General features: G+C 64.6%; 16 protein-coding genes. 11 read left to right on the top strand and 5 right to left on the bottom strand.

Features of this window, described 5'->3' with window-relative positions:
• The first annotated feature begins 49 nt into the window (after window positions 1-49).
• From MA04_RS11630 to modC, 5 genes are read left to right on the top strand one after another with little or no spacing between them, the layout of a single operon-like run.
• Window positions 50-382: a BolA family protein gene (locus MA04_RS11630; protein ID WP_163127716.1), complete on the top strand. Its 333-nt coding sequence runs from the start codon at window positions 50-52 to the stop codon at window positions 380-382.
• Window positions 379-1314 (top strand): oxygen-dependent tRNA uridine(34) hydroxylase TrhO, encoded by a 936-nt coding sequence (gene trhO / locus MA04_RS11625; protein WP_262460582.1) that lies wholly within the window; start codon window positions 379-381, stop codon window positions 1312-1314. The genes MA04_RS11630 and trhO overlap by 4 nt, the downstream gene beginning before the upstream one ends.
• Before the next feature lie 11 nt (window positions 1315-1325).
• A complete protein-coding gene (modA, locus tag MA04_RS11620) occupies window positions 1326-2054 on the top strand; it encodes a molybdate ABC transporter substrate-binding protein (protein WP_163127719.1) in 729 nt (242 codons plus the stop codon).
• Window positions 2054-2731 (top strand): molybdate ABC transporter permease subunit, encoded by a 678-nt coding sequence (modB, locus tag MA04_RS11615; RefSeq protein WP_163127721.1) that lies wholly within the window; start codon window positions 2054-2056, stop codon window positions 2729-2731. The genes modA and modB overlap by 1 nt, the downstream gene beginning before the upstream one ends.
• Complete coding sequence (gene modC, locus MA04_RS11610; protein WP_262460579.1) at window positions 2728-3789, top strand: molybdenum ABC transporter ATP-binding protein; 1062 nt, start codon at window positions 2728-2730, stop codon at window positions 3787-3789. The genes modB and modC overlap by 4 nt, the downstream gene beginning before the upstream one ends.
• Here modC and MA04_RS11605 read toward each other — a convergent pair.
• Together MA04_RS11605 and MA04_RS11600 are read right to left on the bottom strand one after the other, a co-directional pair.
• Window positions 3767-4879, bottom strand: a complete 1113-nt coding sequence (locus tag MA04_RS11605) for a prolipoprotein diacylglyceryl transferase family protein (RefSeq protein WP_262460577.1) — start codon at window positions 4877-4879, stop codon at window positions 3767-3769. The two genes, modC and MA04_RS11605, sit on opposite strands and share 23 nt — an antisense overlap.
• Before the next feature lie 296 nt (window positions 4880-5175).
• Entirely contained in the window at window positions 5176-5400 is a 225-nt protein-coding gene (locus MA04_RS11600) for a hypothetical protein (protein ID WP_163127727.1), read from the bottom strand.
• Window positions 5401-5600: 200 nt separating this feature from the next.
• Between MA04_RS11600 and MA04_RS11595 the strand changes: the two genes are divergently transcribed.
• Window positions 5601-7172: a GMC oxidoreductase gene (locus MA04_RS11595; RefSeq protein WP_163127729.1), complete on the top strand. Its 1572-nt coding sequence runs from the start codon at window positions 5601-5603 to the stop codon at window positions 7170-7172.
• Window positions 7173-7208: 36 nt separating this feature from the next.
• Here MA04_RS11595 and MA04_RS11590 read toward each other — a convergent pair whose 3' ends face one another.
• Window positions 7209-8084, bottom strand: a complete 876-nt coding sequence (locus tag MA04_RS11590; protein ID WP_163127731.1) for a LysR family transcriptional regulator — start codon at window positions 8082-8084, stop codon at window positions 7209-7211.
• A gap of 119 nt (window positions 8085-8203) precedes the next feature.
• On the opposite strand from MA04_RS11590, the gene gstA reads away from it, so the two are divergent.
• From gstA to MA04_RS11570, 4 genes are all read left to right on the top strand, one after another.
• A complete protein-coding gene (gstA, locus tag MA04_RS11585; protein ID WP_262460574.1) occupies window positions 8204-8809 on the top strand; it encodes a glutathione transferase GstA in 606 nt (201 codons plus the stop codon).
• A 41-nt stretch (window positions 8810-8850) separates the two neighbouring features.
• Window positions 8851-11349: an ATP-dependent helicase HrpB gene (gene hrpB, locus MA04_RS11580; protein WP_262460573.1), complete on the top strand. Its 2499-nt coding sequence runs from the start codon at window positions 8851-8853 to the stop codon at window positions 11347-11349.
• Between the two features lie 238 nt (window positions 11350-11587).
• On the top strand, window positions 11588-12382 hold the full coding sequence (locus tag MA04_RS11575) for a thioesterase family protein (protein ID WP_163127737.1): 795 nt from the start codon (window positions 11588-11590) through the stop codon (window positions 12380-12382).
• A 4-nt stretch (window positions 12383-12386) separates the two neighbouring features.
• Window positions 12387-13025: a 1-acyl-sn-glycerol-3-phosphate acyltransferase gene (locus MA04_RS11570; RefSeq protein ID WP_262460571.1), complete on the top strand. Its 639-nt coding sequence runs from the start codon at window positions 12387-12389 to the stop codon at window positions 13023-13025.
• A 42-nt stretch (window positions 13026-13067) separates the two neighbouring features.
• On the opposite strand, the gene MA04_RS11565 is transcribed toward MA04_RS11570, so the two are convergent.
• On the bottom strand, window positions 13068-14303 hold the full coding sequence (locus tag MA04_RS11565) for a GAF domain-containing protein (RefSeq protein ID WP_262460570.1): 1236 nt from the start codon (window positions 14301-14303) through the stop codon (window positions 13068-13070).
• Between the two features lie 156 nt (window positions 14304-14459).
• Here MA04_RS11565 and MA04_RS11560 point away from each other — a divergent pair, with 156 nt between their 5' ends.
• Entirely contained in the window at window positions 14460-14723 is a 264-nt protein-coding gene (locus tag MA04_RS11560; RefSeq protein WP_262460568.1) for an acyl-CoA-binding protein, read from the top strand.
• Window positions 14724-14768: 45 nt separating this feature from the next.
• Here the strand turns inward: MA04_RS11560 and secD are convergent, their stop codons facing one another.
• Window positions 14769-17252 carry a protein translocase subunit SecD gene (secD, locus tag MA04_RS11555; RefSeq protein ID WP_262460566.1) on the bottom strand — a complete coding sequence of 828 codons (2484 nt, stop codon included), beginning with the start codon at window positions 17250-17252 and terminating at the stop codon, window positions 14769-14771.

The raw sequence follows: 17252 nt of genomic DNA, 5'->3' as shown, positions 1-17252 counted from the left end.
AGTAAAACCGTAGAATAACGTCCCCAAACCCGATTCCACGGAGAGCAGTATGAGCGTGGCTCAAGCCATTGAGCGCAAAATCCGCGACGCCATGCCGGTCGTCCAGGTCACGGTGGAGAACGAAAGCCACCGCCACAATGTGCCAGCCAACTCGGAAACCCACTTCAAGCTGACGGTGGTGTCCGAGTCGTTCGCCGGCAAGATGCCGGTGCGCCGTCATCAGGCGATCTACGCGGTGCTGTCCGAGGAATTGGCCGGTCCGGTGCATGCACTGGCCCTGCATTTGTTTACCCCTGAGGAATGGAACGCCCGCAATGGCGAGGTGGCGGCCTCGCCGGATTGCCGTGGCGGCAGCAAACATGATCCGGAGTTCACTCGATGAACGATGTCATCGTGGTGGCGGCGTTATACCGCTTTACCCGTCTCGACGATTACCAGAACCTGCGTGAGCCGCTGCTGGCTTGCATGACCGAAGCCGGCGTGCGCGGCACCCTGCTGCTGGCCCGTGAAGGCATCAATGGCACCATCGCCGGCAGCCGGCAAGGCATTGACGCGGTGCTGGCCTGGCTGGCGGCGGACGGCCGCTTTCAGGGGTTGGAGTACAAGGAATCCTACACCCACGAACCGCCGTTCCTGCGCACCAAGGTGAAACTCAAGAAAGAGATCGTCACCATGGGCGTGGAGGACCTGGATCCCGACGCCGACCGCGGCACCTACCTGGAGGCGGAGGACTGGAACCGGGTGATCGCCGATCCGGAAACTCTGGTCATCGACACCCGCAACGACTACGAGTACGAAGTGGGCACCTTCGCCGGTGCGATCAACCCGCACACCAAGGCGTTCCGTGAGTTTCCGGATTATGTGCGCGAGAATCTGGATCCGTCCCGCCACAAACGGGTGGCGATGTTCTGCACCGGCGGCATCCGCTGTGAAAAATCCACCGCCTATTTGCGCCAGCAGGGGTTCGAGGAGGTTTATCACCTCAAAGGCGGGATCCTCAAATACCTGGAAGACGTGCCCAAGGACGATTCCCTGTGGCAGGGCGAGTGCTTCGTGTTCGATGAGCGGGTTACCGTCGATCACGACCTTCAACCTGGCCAGTATCAGCAGTGCCACGCCTGCCGCCGGCCGATTTCCGATCAGGACAAGCTGTCCCCGCAGTACGAACCGGGCGTGTCCTGCCCGCGGTGCTACCACGAGTCCACGGTGGATCAGAAGGCCCGCTTCGCCGAGCGGCAGCGCCAGATCGAACTGTCCCGTCAGCGCGGCGAGGCCCACCTCGGACAAAACCCCCGGGAGTCCGGATCACGTTAACGGAGACCGGCATGTTCCGCTTCGCCTTCTGTGCTTTGCTGATGGGGCTGCCGTTACTGGCGTGGCCGGAGGCGCCGGTGCGGGTGGCGGTGGCCGCCAATTTCGCCGGCCCCATGCGGCAACTGGTGGCGGATTACCAGTCCCGGCATGCCGGGGCCGAAGTGGCCGTCAGCGTGGGTTCCACCGGCAAACTCTATGCGCAGATACGGCAGGGCGCGCCGCTGGACCTGTTCCTCGCCGCCGATGAGGCCCGTCCGCGTCAGTTGGAGCAGCAGGAACGGATTGTCGCCGGCAGCCGCCGCACCTATGCCCTGGGCGTGCTGGCACTGTGGAGCCGGGAGCCGGGGCTGGCGCTGGGGGCGGCGCTTTTGAATGGCGGTGAACTGACGCCGTTGGCGCTGGCCAACGCCCGCACCGCGCCCTACGGTGCCGCCGCCGAGGCGGTGCTGGCCACGCTGGCGTTGCCGGACTCCGTCACCCTGGTGCGTGGCGAGAACGTGGGGCAGACCTTTCAGTTCATCCAAAGCGGTGCCGCCCGGGCCGGGTTCGTTGCTCTGTCCCAGGTACGGGAAGCCGACGGCAGTCTCTGGCTGCCACCGGCGGAGTCCTATCCGGCGATTCGCCAACAGGCGGTGCTGCTGGATGACCGGCCGGCGGCACGCGCCTTCTATGATTTCCTGTTCAGTGACGCCGCCCGGCAACGGATCGAAGCGGCGGGATATCGGCTGGAGACGCCTTGATGCTGGCGGCCGGTGACACTCTGGCGTTATGGGTGAGTGTCAAACTGGCGCTGATCACCACCGTGATCCTGTTGGTACTGTGCACGCCGCTGGCCTGGTGGCTGGCCCGACGCTTCCGTCCCGGCCAGGCTCTGCTGGAATCGCTGCTGGCGTTGCCGCTGGTGCTGCCGCCCACGGTGCTGGGCTTCTACCTGTTACTGTTTCTTGGCCCGGACGGTCCCGGCGGCTGGCTTGGTCCCCTGCTGGAGCGACCGGGGCTGGCGTTTTCCTTCGCCGGTCTGGTGATCGGTTCGGTGGTCTATTCACTGCCGTTCGTGCTGCAGCCGTTAAAGAACGCTTTTGCCGCCATCGACAAGGATGTCCTGGACATGGCCGCCGCCGCTGGCGCCGGCCCTCTCGACCGGTTCTTCTCCGTGGTGTTGCCACTGGCGCGCCCTGGTTACCTGTCCGCCGCGGTGCTCGGCTTCGCCCATACCCTGGGAGAGTTCGGTGTGGTGCTGATGATCGGCGGCAGCATCGCCGGCGAGACCCGGGTCGCCTCGGTGGCGCTGTATGAGCATGTGGAGGCCGGTGATTACGCCAGTGCCCAGCGTCTGGCGCTGGTGCTGGTGGTGATGTCGCTGGTGCTGCTGTGGGCGGTGTTTCGCTGGCAGAAGAAAGCACGGGGACCGCTATGAGTCTGTCCCTGGATATCGCCCTTCGTCGCGGCGCTTTTGCGCTTTCCGTGCAGGGAACGTTGCCGGAACGGGGCGTGACCATTTTGTTTGGTGAGTCCGGGGCCGGCAAAAGCAGTCTGCTGCGGGCGGTGGCGGGTCTTGAGCCTTGTCAGGGGCGCATTGAATTCGACGGTGAACGCTGGCAGGGCCGTGCCGGAATGCTGCCGGCCCATCGCCGGCCGGTGGGCCTGATGCTGCAGAAACCGACGCTGTTTCCTCATCTGGATGTGACCGGCAATCTCCGCTATGCCGCAAGGCGGGCGACAATGTCGGGACAACGTTTGCCGGCGCAACGTTGGGAAGAAGTGCTGGAGCTGCTGTCATTGGCGCCGTTGCTGCCGCGCCGGGTGCAGGGACTTTCCGGTGGCGAGGCCAGCCGGGTGGCATTGGGGCGGGCATTGTTGAGCGCGCCGCGACTGTTGCTGCTGGACGAGCCGCTGGCGGCCCTGGATCAGGCCCGGCGCCAGGCGCTGATGGAGGTGATCGGCCGGGTGGCGAAGACCATTCCGGTGTTGTATGTCAGCCACCACCTGGATGAGGTGCTGACACTGGGGGAGCATCTTTGGTGGTTGCGTGACGGCGCCCTGGCGGCGCAAGGCGAGGTCAACGATGTGCTGGCCGGCCCCGGGTCACCGTTGGCGGAGCATCGGGACGCGGCGGTGGTGCTGCGCACCCGTCATCTGCGTTATGAGCAGGATCATCATTTGCTGGTGTTGGCCCTGGGCGCCTGTGAGGTGAGAGTGCCGGCCTCCGGGCCTGGTGGTGACACACCGCGTCTGCGGGTGGCGGCGCGGGACGTGAGCCTGACATTGTCGCCGGCCTCGGACTCCAGCGTGCTGAATATCCTGCCGGCCGTCGTCGACGACGTGCGGTCACTACCCCAGGGGCAATGCCTGGTGCGGCTGCGGTGCGAACAGCAGTGGCTGTTGGCGCGCCTGTCCAGCTATTCCCGGGACCGGCTGAGGCTGGCCCCGGGAAGCCGGGTCCATGCCCAGATCAAGGCCGCCGCGCTGGTGTAGCCAGCGGCGGCTCGGCCTCGCTATCGCAACCGGCTTGTCCACGCCAGTCCGGCGCCAACCCGAAACGCAGCTCCCCGGTGGTGATGGTGCTGGTGCCGGAAAACAGGAACATGCCCACCGTCACCAGCTGCAGACAAAGAATCATGCCCGGTTGCCACAGGGTGGTCAGACCGGCGCTCAAGACCGGCATAACAGTGTCGCCGCCCGGTAGCAGCACACTGATCAGCAGACCGTAGAGCGCCGCCAGGCTGGCCATGGTCTGGTAAACCGTAAAGCGCTTGCCGCCTCGGAAATCCGCCCGTAAAAACTCCGAATACACCCGCCACAATTGTCCGCCGGTCAGCGTCAGAGCGAAGGCGATGGCGTACAGTCCGTGGAAGTACAAGGCCATGCCCACCAGCGCCAGCAGAGTGTAGAACACACAAGTGAGGGCCTGGATCGGAACCACCCGCACCGCTTCCATGTTCCCGGCGAAGGCAATCTTCTTGGTGAAGCCGTGAAAGACATGGTGCAAGCCGGCGAAACAACGCCGGGCCCAGGCCGGCGCGTGCTCCAGTGATTTGCCGTAACAGCAACCAAAACTGATACAGGCGAGCCGACCGACCCCCTCGCCAAGCACATAAGCGATGGTCATGGCGGCCAGCAGCGGCATCACCGGCAACGGATCTTGCCACCATTGCCGGGACAATTCATCGGCGCCCCACAGTAACAGCGGCGCCAGCAGGATACCGACGAAACTGGCACCGCCCACGGTAAAACCGTGGCGATTCTTTTCCACCACCGTGGCGATCAACTTGGCCGCCGGCAGACACACGGCCAGAATGCCGGCGGTGAGTCCCAGGGCGATGCCCAGAGGGACACCGGAAGCGGCGGTAAGCAATACGAACGCGGCCACGCCGAAGCCGCCGGCCAGACCGGTGAACAGTCCGTAATAAGTGAGGTTCAGCGTGCGCCAGGTGCCGTCACGGTTTTTCGCCAACGGCAGGCAGGCAACGAATTGCCAGCGCTCCCGTGGCAGTGCCCGGAACAGCATCCGGTAGCTCAGTGCGAACAGTGCCGCCAGGGCGAGCACAAAGAGATCCGCGTCCATGATTGTCCCTCCGCTTGTCCGATTCTACGGCAGGCTACGAAGAGGCGAGGACGGATCGGTGACGGATTATTGACGGTTTGGTGAAGGAGGGGATAAGGCGCTGGCATGCAACACGCTTACAGGCAACACGCCATGCTTGCCAGCCCAGTAGCCATGCGGAAAGGGCTGATTGCTTAACAAGTGAGAGGCGGGCCAGCATGTCTCCAAGACTGGCTATCCGGTTTTGGATTTAGCGTGCAAGCGTGTTGCGTGTAAGCGAATTACAGGGACCCATGTGCCATGGGACGCGACCCTGTTTACACCTTTCGCAAATAATATTCCGCCGCGTGAACGATCAGATCGGTGACCGAGCGATCCTCGCGCAGGGCCTGCATCTTCAGGCGCTTGTGCAGATCCGCGGGAATGTCGGCGGTGAGGCGGCGATGACCCGCCCGTACCGAGCCGGTGCGGCGCATGCGTGGTGCCCGTTGCGGAGTGGTCGGGAGGTTCTGCTGCTGGTCGACGAAATCGATCTGTTCCATGATGAGAAGCTGGCGGGGCTGAGATGCGCGAAGGATAATACATAGTGCCGCGGATGGACAGGAATTTACTTTCAATCCATCATGCAAGTGTTTGAAAAGCATAGGGAATAAATCGGACTATTTGTCATTGCCTGGGGGCGCGGTACGGTCGCACGGCTTTTGCGGCTGTCCGGGTTGGGAACGGAGCAGGGGGAAGCGCCATGGAAACAGTGGCGACACTGATTATCGGCAGTGGGTTCGGCGGGTCGGTGATGGCCTGCCGGCTGGCGGAACGCGGGGAACGAGTGGTGGTGCTGGAGCGGGGGCGCCGTTGGCAATCGCGGGACTACCCCAGTGTCAGCCAGGACAACTGGCTATGGGATGAGGACGAGCCCGAGCATCAGAACGGCTGGCTCGACTTCCGCTACTTCGGCGACATGAGCATCGCCATGGGCGCGGGTGTGGGCGGCGGCTCGCTGATCTACGCCAACGTCAGCCTGGATGCCCGGCCGGAGATGTTCGAACAGGGGTGGCCGGAAGCCATTCGTTACCCGCAATTGAGCCGCCATTACCACACCGTCGGTCAAATGATGGGGGTGCAATCGCTGCCGGACAATCAATGGACACCACGCACTCGCCTGATGCACGAAGCGGCGGAAAAGCTCGGTCACGGCGGCCGTTTCAAAGTGGTGCCGCAAGCGATCCAGTTCGATCCGGACTGGCATGCCGGCCTCGATGACGCCTACGACTATCACCACAGCAAAACCTGGACCAACGCCCACGGCCGGGAGCAGGGCACCTGCGTGCATTGCGGCAATTGCGATCTGGGATGCCCGGTGAACGCCAAGAACACACTGGATCTGAACTATCTGGCGCGGGCCGAGCAGCACGGCGCCGATATCCGTCCGTTACACCATGTGCGTTGGATCCGTCCGCTGGAGGATGGGCGCTACGAGGTGGGGGTACGCGATCTGCTGGCCGGCGCCTGGCGCCGCTACCGTGCCGGCCGGGTGATCGTCGCCGCCGGCAGTGTCGGTTCCACCGAGTTGCTGCTGCGCTGTCGCGATCAGTACCGCACCTTGCCGAAGCTGAGCCGGGCGTTGGGACGAAACTGGAGTTGCAACGGTGACTTCTTCACCCCGGCGCTCTATTCCGATCGTGAGATCGCACCGACCCGTGGCCCCACGATCACCAGCGCCATCGATTACCTGGATGGCAGCGACAATGGCGCCCGCTACCTGGTGGAAGACGGCGGCTTGCCGGATCTGCTCGGTAATCTGTTGGAGCACACCGCCCGCCACCCTCGGCTGGCCCGTACCCGCCTTGGCGCGGCGATGCTGGAATACGGCGAGGACAGTAACCCTTTCCTGCGCATGATGCCGTGGTTCGGCCAGGCGGTGGACGACCCTGGCGGCCGCTTCCGCCTGGGCCGGCGCTGGTACGCACCCTGGAAAAAGGACCGGCTGCGGCTGAAATGGGATTACCGCAAGGCGGAAAAAGCGGTGCAGGCGCTGGCCGACCGCCACCTGGCATTGACCGAAGCCACCGGCGGCCGGGGCATGACGCCGGCCACCTGGAAGTGGTTCAAGAATCTGGTGACCCCGCACCCGCTGGGAGGCTGCGGCATGGCCGACGACCCCAAGCAAGGGGTGGTGGATCACACCGGCGCGGTATTCCACTATCCCGGCCTGTATGTGGTGGATGGTGCCATGGTGCCTCGTGCCCTGGGATTGAACCCGTCCAAGACCATCGCCGCCCTGGCCGAGTACGCCGCCACGCGGATGCCGGGTTAACGCTTCGCCGTGCCGTCGCTGGTGATGGGGCGCGGCTCAGATCGCGGCGGCCAGATGCTCCCGGAGCGCCTGTGCCGCCGGCAACGTTTGTCCCCGCGCCGAGCAGACCAAGCCGAACTCTCGCCGGATTCCGGGATCCAGGGGGAAATGCCGCAGTCCACGCAGGTTGTCGGGCAGGCTGGATTCCGGCACCAGGGAAACGCCCATGCCTTCGCGGACCAGCGCACAGGCGCTTGTCCAGTCCCGCACGGTGACGCGCACATCGTCCAACTCAAGACCGGCCTGGCGGACCAGGCTTTGCCCGTTCACCTTGCAGCCGCCGGTGGCGAGAATAAACGGCTGCGCCGCCAGCTCCGCCAGCGTGATGCCCCGCGAGGTGGCGCGGCGGGCCAGCTCATGGGTGCCGGGAACCAGCGCGACCCAGGCATCACCGCCGAGCAGCAGCGCCTGACGCCCGGGGCCGGGATTTAACACCACCCCCAGGTCAATGGCGTCGTCCGCCAACCAGGCCTCCACTTCCTCATCGGTGCCTTCCAGGGAAACCACCTCGATGCCGGGGTGACGCAGCTGGAAATCACGCAGCATGGGGGGCAACAGCGTCGAGATGACCGAAGGAAAGCTGCCCAGGCGAAGGCGCCCGTGACGCAGGCCGTGGCTGTCATCGACCAGCGCGCGGATCGCGTCCAGATGGGCCAGCATGGCGCGGGCATGCTCCAGCATCGGTTCGCCCAGGGCGGTAACCCGTACCTGTTGCCGGGAGCGAGCGAAAAGCGTCAGACCGAGCGTCGATTCCAGCCGGGTGATGGCCTGGCTGGCGGCGGACTGGGTCATGCCCGCCTGTTCGGCGGCGCGGGTGATGTTGCCGCTGTCGGCGACCGCCACCATCAGGCGCCAATGGCTGAGGTTCATCATCGTCAGTAGCCAGGCTAATGATTGGGAAATCGAATATTAATTTCTCAGCTTTAGCGGTGGGACGCAAACTGCCGGCACTGTTTCCCGATGCCTAATTGGCTGATGCCTTGGAGATCCCGATGAAGCTCTATGACGCCCCGCGTACCTGTTCCTTGTCGCCGCACATCGTATTGCACGAGCTGGCGCTGCCGTTTGAACGGATTCTGGTGGATAACCGCACCAAGAAAACCGCCGACGACCGCGACTTCCTCACCATCAATCCCAAGGGCTATGTTGCTGCCCTGGAACTGGATGATGGGCGGGTGCTGACCGAAGGCGCGGTGATCGTCCAGTACCTGGCGGATTTGCGACCAGAGCGGGGGCTGGCACCGCCGGCGGCTACCTGGGAGCGGGTGCGATTGCAGGAATGGCTCAATTTTGTCACCTGTGAAATTCACGCCGGCCTGGCGCCGTTATTCAACGGTGCATTGGCGGAGACGGCCAGAGGGTATTTTGTCGAGCGGCTTCACCGGCGTCTGGATTATCTGCAGCCGATTCTGGCGGAACGTCCTTATCTGATGGAAAGCGGTTATAGCGTTGCCGATATCTATCTGTTCACGGTGTTGCGCTGGTGCCGGCTTTTCTCCATCGACCTGAATCCGTGGCCGGCGCTTAAACGGCACCAGGAAAGTGTTGGTGAACGCCCGGCGGTGCGGGCGGCACTGCGGGTGGAAGCCGCTTCATAGCCACTGCCCGCCAGGCGGGCGCGTCTGTATCATGACGTCCCATGACCACGAATGCGTTTTCTCCTTCCGATTCCCTGCCGGTGGACGAGGTTCTGCCGGATCTGCTCGATGCCTTGCGACGGCACGGCGGTGCCGTGCTGGAAGCGCCGCCGGGAGCCGGTAAATCCACCCGGGTGCCGCTGGCCTTGCTGGATGCCGACTGGCGTCAGGACCGCCGCATTTTGATGCTGGAGCCGCGCCGGGTGGCGGCTCGCTCGGTGGCCACTTATATGGCATCGCAACTGGATGAGTCGGTGGGGCAACGGGTGGGCTATCGCACCCGGCTGGACAGCCGCGTGGGCAGGGACACGGTGATCGAAGTGGTTACCGAAGGTGTGCTCACCCGCATGCTGCATGAGGACCCGGCTTTGGAGCGTTATGCGGCGGTGCTGTTCGACGAATTTCACGAGCGCTCCCTGCAGGCGGATCTGGGCCTGGCCCTGGTTCAGGAAGTGCGGCAAGCGTTGCGCGAAGACCTGCGTCTGTTGGTGATGTCGGCGACCCTGGACGCGGAGCCGCTGGGCGAAGGGCTGGCGCTGCCGGTGGTGCGCAGTGAAGGCCGGCAGTATCCGGTGACGGTGCACTATCGGGCGCCGGGACGAGAGCGCCACTGGCTGGATCATTGCGCCGACTGCGTGCGTGAGGTGGCGGGGCAGGGCACGGTGCTGGTGTTCTTGCCCGGTGCCGGGGAAATTCGCCGATTGAGCGAGGCCCTGGCCGGACTCGACTGCGCGGTGGAGGTTCTGCACGGTCGCCTCGATGGCGATGAGCAGCAGCGGGTCCTGCGCGCCAGTCAGGGTCCGCGAGTGGTGCTGGCCACCAATGTGGCGGAGACCAGCGTAACGCTGGACGGCGTTACCACGGTGGTGGACAGCGGTTTGCAGCGCAGCCCGCAATACGATCCACGGCGTCATCGCAGCCGCCTGGCCACCCGCCGTATCAGCCAGGCCAACGCCGATCAGCGCGCCGGGCGTGCCGGGCGACTGGGGCCGGGCCAGTGTCTGCGGTTGTGGCCTCGGGAGGAAGTGCTGGCCCGTCATATCGAAGCGGAGAGCAGCCAGGTGGCGCTGGACGGTTTGGTGCTGGATCTGGCCCGTTGGGGGTGTCGCGACCCCGATGAATTGTTCTGGCTGACGCCGCCGCCAGCGGGGCCCTGGCGGGCGGCGCGGGCGCGGCTGGAACGGTTGGGCGCGCTCGATGACAGGGGCGCGCTCAGCGAACTGGGCCGGGAGCTGGCGGAACTGCCAATGGACCCGGAGCAGGGGGCTTTGGTGGTGCGCGGCCATCAACACGGCTGCCCGGAAAGCGCGGCGATACTGGCGTTGCTGATTCAGGACGCGCCGGCGGGGCTGGACCGGGAAGTGGATTTACAACGGCGTTGGCAACGGTATCGAGCCCGCCCCGGGGATTGGCCGTTACTGCGTAAAGCGTTGCGGCGTTTACGCGGCGTGCGGGCGGATCGGGAGGAAGCCGATGCCAGTCTGTTAGGGCGGGTGCTGGCGGAGGCCTTTCCGGACGGTCTGGCCCGCCGGCGGGAGCAAGGCACAAGTCGTCATAGCGGCGCTGATGGCTCTCGTTACGTCCTCGCTGACGGCACTCGTTATGTCCTGGCTGATGGCTCTGGCGCCCGTCTGCAACCGGGCTCGGCGCTGGCCGGCCATGAATGGCTGGTGGTGCTGGACACCGACGGCGATCCCAGGGAGGGCCGGATCCGGTTGGCTTGGGGATTGGACGGGGAAGCGCTGGCCACCGTCCTGGAACAGGCTCCCTGGAAGGAACGGTTGGGATGGGACGAGCACCGCGAGCGGGTAGTGGCCGAACAGATACGCGCTGTGGGTGAGCTGGTGATTGAGCGGCGTCCGTTGCCCTCGCCATCGCCGGCGATGATCGAACAGGGTTTGCTGGCCGGTATTCGTCAGCGGGGGCTGTCGGTGCTGCCGTGGGAGCCCCGCTGGCGCCAGTGGCAAGCACGGGTGAACTGGATGCATCGGCTGCGCCCGCAAGAGTGGCCGGCGGCGGACGACGACAGCCTGCTCGCCACGCTGGAATCCTGGCTGCTGCCGTTTCTGGCAGGGCACCGCAGCCTGCGGGATCTGCGTGCTTTGCCGTTGGGGCAGGCGTTGTCCCTGTGGCTTGGTCACGAACGGCAGGCGCGGTTGGATCAGTGGCTGCCGGAGCGCTGCAGGGTGGCGTCGGGGCGTTCGGTACCGATCGATTATTTGCCCGACGGCGGCCCGCGTCTGGAAGTGAAGCTGCAGGAGTGTTTCGGCATGGAAGCGCTGCCGTCCCTGGCCGACGGGCAACTGCCGCTGACCGCCTCGCTGTTGACCCCGGCTGGACGTCCGGCCGCCATCACCGGGGATCTCGGCCGTTTCTGGCGCGAGGGTTACGCCGAGGTCCGCAAGGACCTGCGCGGCCGCTATCCCAAACACCCTTGGCCGGAGGACCCACTGCGGGCCGAGGCGACGGCGCGGACCAAGAAAGGCATGGGGCGGGGGTAATACGTTTGCGCGTAATACGCCGACACGCCGATTCGCTGCCAAGGCAGCTTCCCACAGAGAGCACTACGGAGCCGCTGTGGGAAGCTGCCTTGGCAGCGAACAGCTTGTAGAGGTTCTGTCGTTGTCCCTCATGTCGCTATTAGCCTGATTGACCACGCATCCCGCAGTGTGATCGTTTCGGCCCTTTCCCTGGAACACGCCCTCTGCTATCAATAGCCGCTTTCGGAGGGAGCGAAATATGAAATTTGATTCCATTATGGTTGCGGCCGAAGCCAATGAAATGATTCTGCCCGAAGGTTGGGGGCAGGGCCGGGCCACTTTTGGTGGTTTGATGGGCGCCATTCTGATCCGTCACATGCAGGCGTATCTGGCTCGGGAACTGCCGGAGCCGCCGCCTTTGCGTTCTTTCGCCCTGACTTTTGTCGGTCCCGCTGTTCCGGGGCCACTGGCGCTGAGCGCCGAAATCCTGCGCAGCGGAAAATCCGTGACCCAGATGCAGGTCACCGCCCGGCAGGAAGGGCAGGTGGTGAGCACCATGCTGGCCAGTCTGGGCCATGCCCGTGAGTCTTCCATTCGGGTTCAGGGGCCGGCGGCGCCGGACTGGAAATCCGCCGAAGAGTGCAACGCTATTCCGTTCATGGAAGGCGTCTCCCCGGATTTTCTGCGTGAATTCGAAATGCGTCCGGTGGCCGGCCAGTTTCCCTACTCCGGCAGCGACAAGCCGGACTTCGAAGGCTATATGAGTTTCCGTGAGCGTCCGGAGCGCCAGGATGCCGCCAGCCTCGCCTGTTTGGTGGATGTCTGGCCGCCGTCGGTAATTCCGATGCTGACCAAGCGGGTGCCTTCCAGCTCGATGACCTGGATCATGGAGTTCCTGGAGGATCCGGCCGAGCTGCCGTGGACCGATCACTGGTTGTACACCGTGCATACCGACAGCTTCGCCGACGGCTACGGCCAGAATCGCTCGGTGATCTGGGATGGCGAAGGGCGTCCGGTGGCGTTCAGCCGCCAGACCATCGTGGTGTTTGGCTGATTCCATGAGCGGGCTTGAGCTGCCTCCTCTGCATCCGGCGGACCTGGGAACACGGGTGCCGCGCCGCGGCAGTGCGCCGATGGCGTGGCTGGGCCGCTGGATTCTGCGCGCCATCGGCTGGAAAGTGGTGGGGCGTTTGCCCGACATTTCACGGGCGGTGATGATCGCCGCTCCGCACACTTCCAATTACGACGGGCTGGTGGGCATCAGCGCGATCCAGAGCCTGCGCCTGGACATTCGTTTCATGGCCAAGCACACCTTGTTCCGGGGCCCCACCGGCGTACTGCTCAAGGCGCTCGGTGGCATCCCCGTGCATCGGGGGCGCGCCGGCGGGTTGGTGGAGGAAACGCAACGATTATTGGCGGCGGGAGATCCGTTCTGGCTCGGTATCACGCCGGAAGGCACCCGCACCGGGGCGCGGGAATGGAAGACCGGCTTCTATCGGATCGCCCTGGCGCTGGAATTGCCGATCATCGTGGTGACGTTCTGCTATCGCCGCAAGGAAGCGCGGATTCTGGACGCGTTCTGGCCCACTGGCGATGTGGAGAAGGATCTGGAGGCGATCTACGCGTTGCTGGACGACGTCGAACCGCGCCATCCCGAAAGGCTGTCGGCGCCGCTCAAGCGCCGCCGGCAATCGTAGACGCAGACGAGGGCTGAGGGGGGCTAAGGGCTTCGCGGCTTCTTATGTCACCGTGCTTTGCTGCTGTTGTTTCTCCCTGGCGCGGCGAATAAAAGACTCCCGGCCGAGGGCCGCGATCATGGCGTAACCCAGCGGCGTGGCAATGGCGTCACAGGCAGTACGAATGTGTTCATCGAACGAGTCCAGGGATGCCAGCTCCAGGATCCCAAGGGTGTGTTCGCCCTGCCGGATCGGCAGGAACAGTACCTCGCCCGGGCGGATCTGGCTATGCCCGGTTTCCAGATCCATGTAGCCGCCGGGCACTTCGTGGCGCACCGAGGTGCCCTGAATCTCCAGGGCCGAGGCGAGGAAACCGTCGCTTTCAAGATGGGACTGTTCCCGCGCCGCCTGGCCGAGGCCGCGCGCCGCTTCCAGGTGCAGGCCGTCTTCCTCCAGCCGGTAGCCGGCGCCCGCCACCGCCGGGGTGTTCTCGATCAGAAACGCCAGTGTCTTGTCGAGCAATTCGGTGACGCGCGGATTGCCGGCAATGTGGGCGGTGAATTCATTCAGCAGACGCTGCCGCCGGGCTTCCCGGTCGGCGTTGTCGCGCCAGCGCCGCAGCCGTTGTGATTCGGCGTTGCGCAGCAGCATGTTGGCGAAGTTGCTGCGGGCGCTGGCGTCGAGCATGTAGCCGTTCAGGGCGCACACCAGCAGCGGGAAGCCGTAGTACAGCAGCAATGAGATCGGCGTGATGCGCCAATCCTGATAAAGCGCCACGCCCAGGGCGATGATCAGAGCGCCGAGGGACCAGAACAAGGTACGGGTCGGAGGCAACCGTAGAATGGAGAAGCCGATGATCAATACGTAGATCGTTTCAAACGCCGCCACCTGGCCGAGGAAATGGTCTTGCAAGTGGATCGCGCCGATCAGGGTGCCGGTCAGCGAGATCATCAGTGCCAGCCCGATCAGCGTGGCCACCAGCCGCTGTACCGCGGGGACATGGATGGCCGCCAACAGCAACGCCAGTGAACAGGCAATGGGATAAACGCCGAGCGCCTGCCAGCGGCCCAGCGATGGGTCCTTCACCAGCAACGATACCGGCACCACCACGATCAGGAAAATCGCCAGCAGGATGTACACTGAACGCCGGATCAATTGGGTGGCGCGACGCTCCGCGTAGACAATGTAGTCGTCTTCCAGGGATCCGGGAAAACGTACCCAGAGAGTGCTCAACGCGCGCTTCAGAGCGCGTTCCTGTTCCGCTTCCAAAGGTCGCGTCTGGGTGCTGTCAGTGGCCATGGAGTCCCCCGTTCTTTGACGTTGCTGCTTATTATGTGGTCGCTGCCCGGTTGCTTCCGTTTGTGGGTGCGGACACTATTTGCCGAACCGGGGCATGATAGCGCGCCGGGCAACGGACTAATGATAAATGGGTAACACAACCTGAAGGTAAGAATAATGGCGTATGAAGAGCAATTTGAACAGGCCCGGAAGGACGTACAGACCCTGTCACGCAAGCCGGGCAACGATGACCTGTTGTATCTGTACGCCCATTTCAAGCAGGGCAGTGTCGGTGACGTGACCGGCAAGCGGCCCGGCATGCTGGATATGGTGGGGCGCGCCAAGTACGACGCCTGGGCCAAGCTCAAGGGCATGGACCAGGACAGCGCGCGGCAAAACTACATCAGCAAGGTGGAAGCGTTGCGGAAGAGTCACGGTTGAGAGGCGGCCGCCGAATGCCTTTCCGGCGTCCGGCGGCCTTGCCTCTCAAGGCCGTTCCGCCAGCGCCTCCGTGTCAGCCCGTGGGGTCGGTCGCCAGCGCGCCAGGAACAGGGCCATGGGCGCGGCGATGTACATGGACGAGGTGGTGCCGACAACAATGCCGAACAGCACCGGCAGGGCGAAGCTGGCCACCGCGCCGCCGCCCAGCAACCCCATCGGCAGCAGGGCCAGGAAGGTGGTGGCGGAGGTGAACAAAGTGCGGGTCAGCACCTGGGTCAGACTGACGTTGATCAGTGTCTCCAGCGGCTGATCCGGATTGAGCTTCTGGTTTTCACGGATACGATCGAAGACCACCACTTTGTCGTTCACCGAGTAACCGATCAGCGTCAGCAAGGCGGCGATGGCGGTGAGATTGAATTCCACGCCGGTGAGCACGAAGAACCCCAGTGTCTTGCTCACATCCAGCAGCAGGGTAATCAGCGCCGCCCAGGCGAAATGCCGTTCGAAGCGCAGCCGCAGGTAGGCGAACATGCCCGCCCCGGCCAGCAGCACCGCCAGAATACTGGCTTCAACGAAGCCGCCGCTGACCGCCGGACCGACCATATCCACCCGTGGGAAACGGCTGTCGGCGTGCAGACTGGTGATCGCCGTCTTCGCTGTTTCGACCGCCGCGTTGCCGTCCTCGCTGGCGGGCATCCGCACGAGGAAGTGGCCGTCATCGGCGAACGGCTGCAACGCCGCGTCGGTGAGGCCGGCGTCCCGCAATGCCTGCCGCAGAGCGTTCTCCGACAGGGACGCCGGCACCTGAACTTCCATGGCGGTACCGCCGAGGAAATCGATGCCCTGGTTCAATCCCGGCCAGGCCAGAGAGCCAAGGGACAGCACCGAGAGCAGTACGGACAGCACGATGCCCAACGCCTTCACGCGCATGAACTGGATCGGCCGTTGGCGTTGCCGCAGGCGCTGAAATCCGGGTACCTCCGGCAGGACCAGCGGTTGCCGCTGCCGCCGTCGCAGCCGCCACTCCATCAGTAACCGGGTCACCGACACCGAAGTGAACATGGAGACCAGCAGCCCCACCGCCATGGTCACGGCGAAGCCGCGCACCGGACCGCTGCCGAAACCGAACAGCAGTCCCACGGCGATCAGCGTAGTGATGTTGGCGTCGACGATGGTGGCAAAGGCACGCTGGAAGCCGGCGCGCAGCGCCGCCATGGCATTCTTGCCTTTCTCCGCTTCCTCACGGATACGTTCATTGATCAGAATATTGGCATCCACCGCCATGCCGACGCCAAGAATCAGACCGGCGATGCCCGGCAGCGTCAGCGTCGCGCCGAAACTGGCCAGCAAACCCAGTACCAGCAGAACATTGATGGCCAGAGCGGTATTGGCGATCACGCCCCAACGGCGATAGATCGAGATCATGAACACCAGCACCAGAGCCGCGCCGAGGGCACCGCTGAGCACGCCCATGCGGATGGTGTCGCCGCCGAGTTCCGCGCCCACCGTTCGCTGCTCCACGACTTGCAGCGGGGCGGGCAGGGAGCCGGCGCGTAATAACATGGCCAGGTCACCGGCCTGCTGCGGGGTGAAGTTGCCGCTGATCTCTCCGCGACCGGCGGTGATCGGGGTACGGATCACCGGCGCGGTGATCACTTCGCCGTCCAGCACCACCGCGAAGGGCCGCCCCACGTTGTGGGTGGTGATGTCGCCGAACAGGCGGGCACCGTCGCTGTCCAGAGTGAAGTTCACCACCGGCTGATGGGTGCGGCTATCGAAGCCCAGGCGGGCATCGGCGAGTTGGCCGCCATCCAGTAAAGGCGTGGCTTCAACCTGGTAACGCCGGCCGTCTTCCACTCCCGGCAGCATCAGGGAGCGATCCGGGCTGCTGCCATCGGCGACCAGATGGAAAGTCAATCGCGCGGTGCGGCCAAGCAGGGCGGTGATGCGCTCCGGATCGGTGACGCCGGGCAGCTGCACCAGAATGGCATCGTCGCCCTGGCGGGTGACACGGGGTTCCACCACGCCGGTTTCATCAATGCGGCGGCGCACCACATCCAGGCTGCGTTCCACCGCATCGCTGATCACCTGTTGCGACAAACTGGAAGAGGGCCGCAACACCAGGGACGGACCGTCGTGGGTGACGGAGAGCTGGCGGCGGCCCTGATTATCCCGGACGTCCGAAGCCAGCCGCAGGGCGGCCTCCATGGCGGAAGCGGGGCGAACGGCCAGACGCACTTGATCGCCATCGACCACCGGGCGGCCGTGTTGAATACCGTTGCGGTCCAGGCGTTGACCCAGCTCCTGCGCGATCTTGCGGGTTTTCTCGGCCAGCAGTGGTCCTTGTTCGACTTTCAGCAGCACATGGGAGCCGCCCTGGAGATCCAGACCCAGGGACAGATGGTGTTGGCGATACCAGTCCGGCGCCCGTTGCAACGACGCCGGTGGCAAGATACTCGGCAGTGCGGCGAGCACACCGAGCAGAATGACGACGGCATAGGCCGTCGCCCGTAAGCGAAATCGGTTCAA

The organism is Alloalcanivorax balearicus MACL04, assembly GCF_025532145.1.
Lineage (GTDB): Bacteria > Pseudomonadota > Gammaproteobacteria > Pseudomonadales > Alcanivoracaceae > Alloalcanivorax > Alloalcanivorax balearicus.
Note: the sequence above shows the minus strand (reverse complement) of the source record. Positions and strands in the feature narration are given on the sequence as shown.

What these genes read in the sequence shown, in the direction of transcription:
- MA04_RS11630 (WP_163127716.1), top strand. Translation starts at nt 50, where the DNA reads ATGAGCGTGGCTCAAGCCATTGAGCGCAAAATCCGCGACGCCATGCCG.
- trhO (WP_262460582.1), top strand. Translation starts at nt 379, where the DNA reads ATGAACGATGTCATCGTGGTGGCGGCGTTATACCGCTTTACCCGTCTC.
- modA (WP_163127719.1), top strand. Translation starts at nt 1,326, where the DNA reads ATGTTCCGCTTCGCCTTCTGTGCTTTGCTGATGGGGCTGCCGTTACTG.
- modB (WP_163127721.1), top strand. Translation starts at nt 2,054, where the DNA reads ATGCTGGCGGCCGGTGACACTCTGGCGTTATGGGTGAGTGTCAAACTG.
- modC (WP_262460579.1), top strand. Translation starts at nt 2,728, where the DNA reads ATGAGTCTGTCCCTGGATATCGCCCTTCGTCGCGGCGCTTTTGCGCTT.
- MA04_RS11605 (WP_262460577.1), bottom strand. Translation starts at nt 4,879, where the DNA reads ATGGACGCGGATCTCTTTGTGCTCGCCCTGGCGGCACTGTTCGCACTG.
- MA04_RS11600 (WP_163127727.1), bottom strand. Translation starts at nt 5,400, where the DNA reads ATGGAACAGATCGATTTCGTCGACCAGCAGCAGAACCTCCCGACCACT.
- MA04_RS11595 (WP_163127729.1), top strand. Translation starts at nt 5,601, where the DNA reads ATGGAAACAGTGGCGACACTGATTATCGGCAGTGGGTTCGGCGGGTCG.
- MA04_RS11590 (WP_163127731.1), bottom strand. Translation starts at nt 8,084, where the DNA reads ATGATGAACCTCAGCCATTGGCGCCTGATGGTGGCGGTCGCCGACAGC.
- gstA (WP_262460574.1), top strand. Translation starts at nt 8,204, where the DNA reads ATGAAGCTCTATGACGCCCCGCGTACCTGTTCCTTGTCGCCGCACATC.
- hrpB (WP_262460573.1), top strand. Translation starts at nt 8,851, where the DNA reads ATGACCACGAATGCGTTTTCTCCTTCCGATTCCCTGCCGGTGGACGAG.
- MA04_RS11575 (WP_163127737.1), top strand. Translation starts at nt 11,588, where the DNA reads ATGAAATTTGATTCCATTATGGTTGCGGCCGAAGCCAATGAAATGATT.
- MA04_RS11570 (WP_262460571.1), top strand. Translation starts at nt 12,387, where the DNA reads ATGAGCGGGCTTGAGCTGCCTCCTCTGCATCCGGCGGACCTGGGAACA.
- MA04_RS11565 (WP_262460570.1), bottom strand. Translation starts at nt 14,303, where the DNA reads ATGGCCACTGACAGCACCCAGACGCGACCTTTGGAAGCGGAACAGGAA.
- MA04_RS11560 (WP_262460568.1), top strand. Translation starts at nt 14,460, where the DNA reads ATGGCGTATGAAGAGCAATTTGAACAGGCCCGGAAGGACGTACAGACC.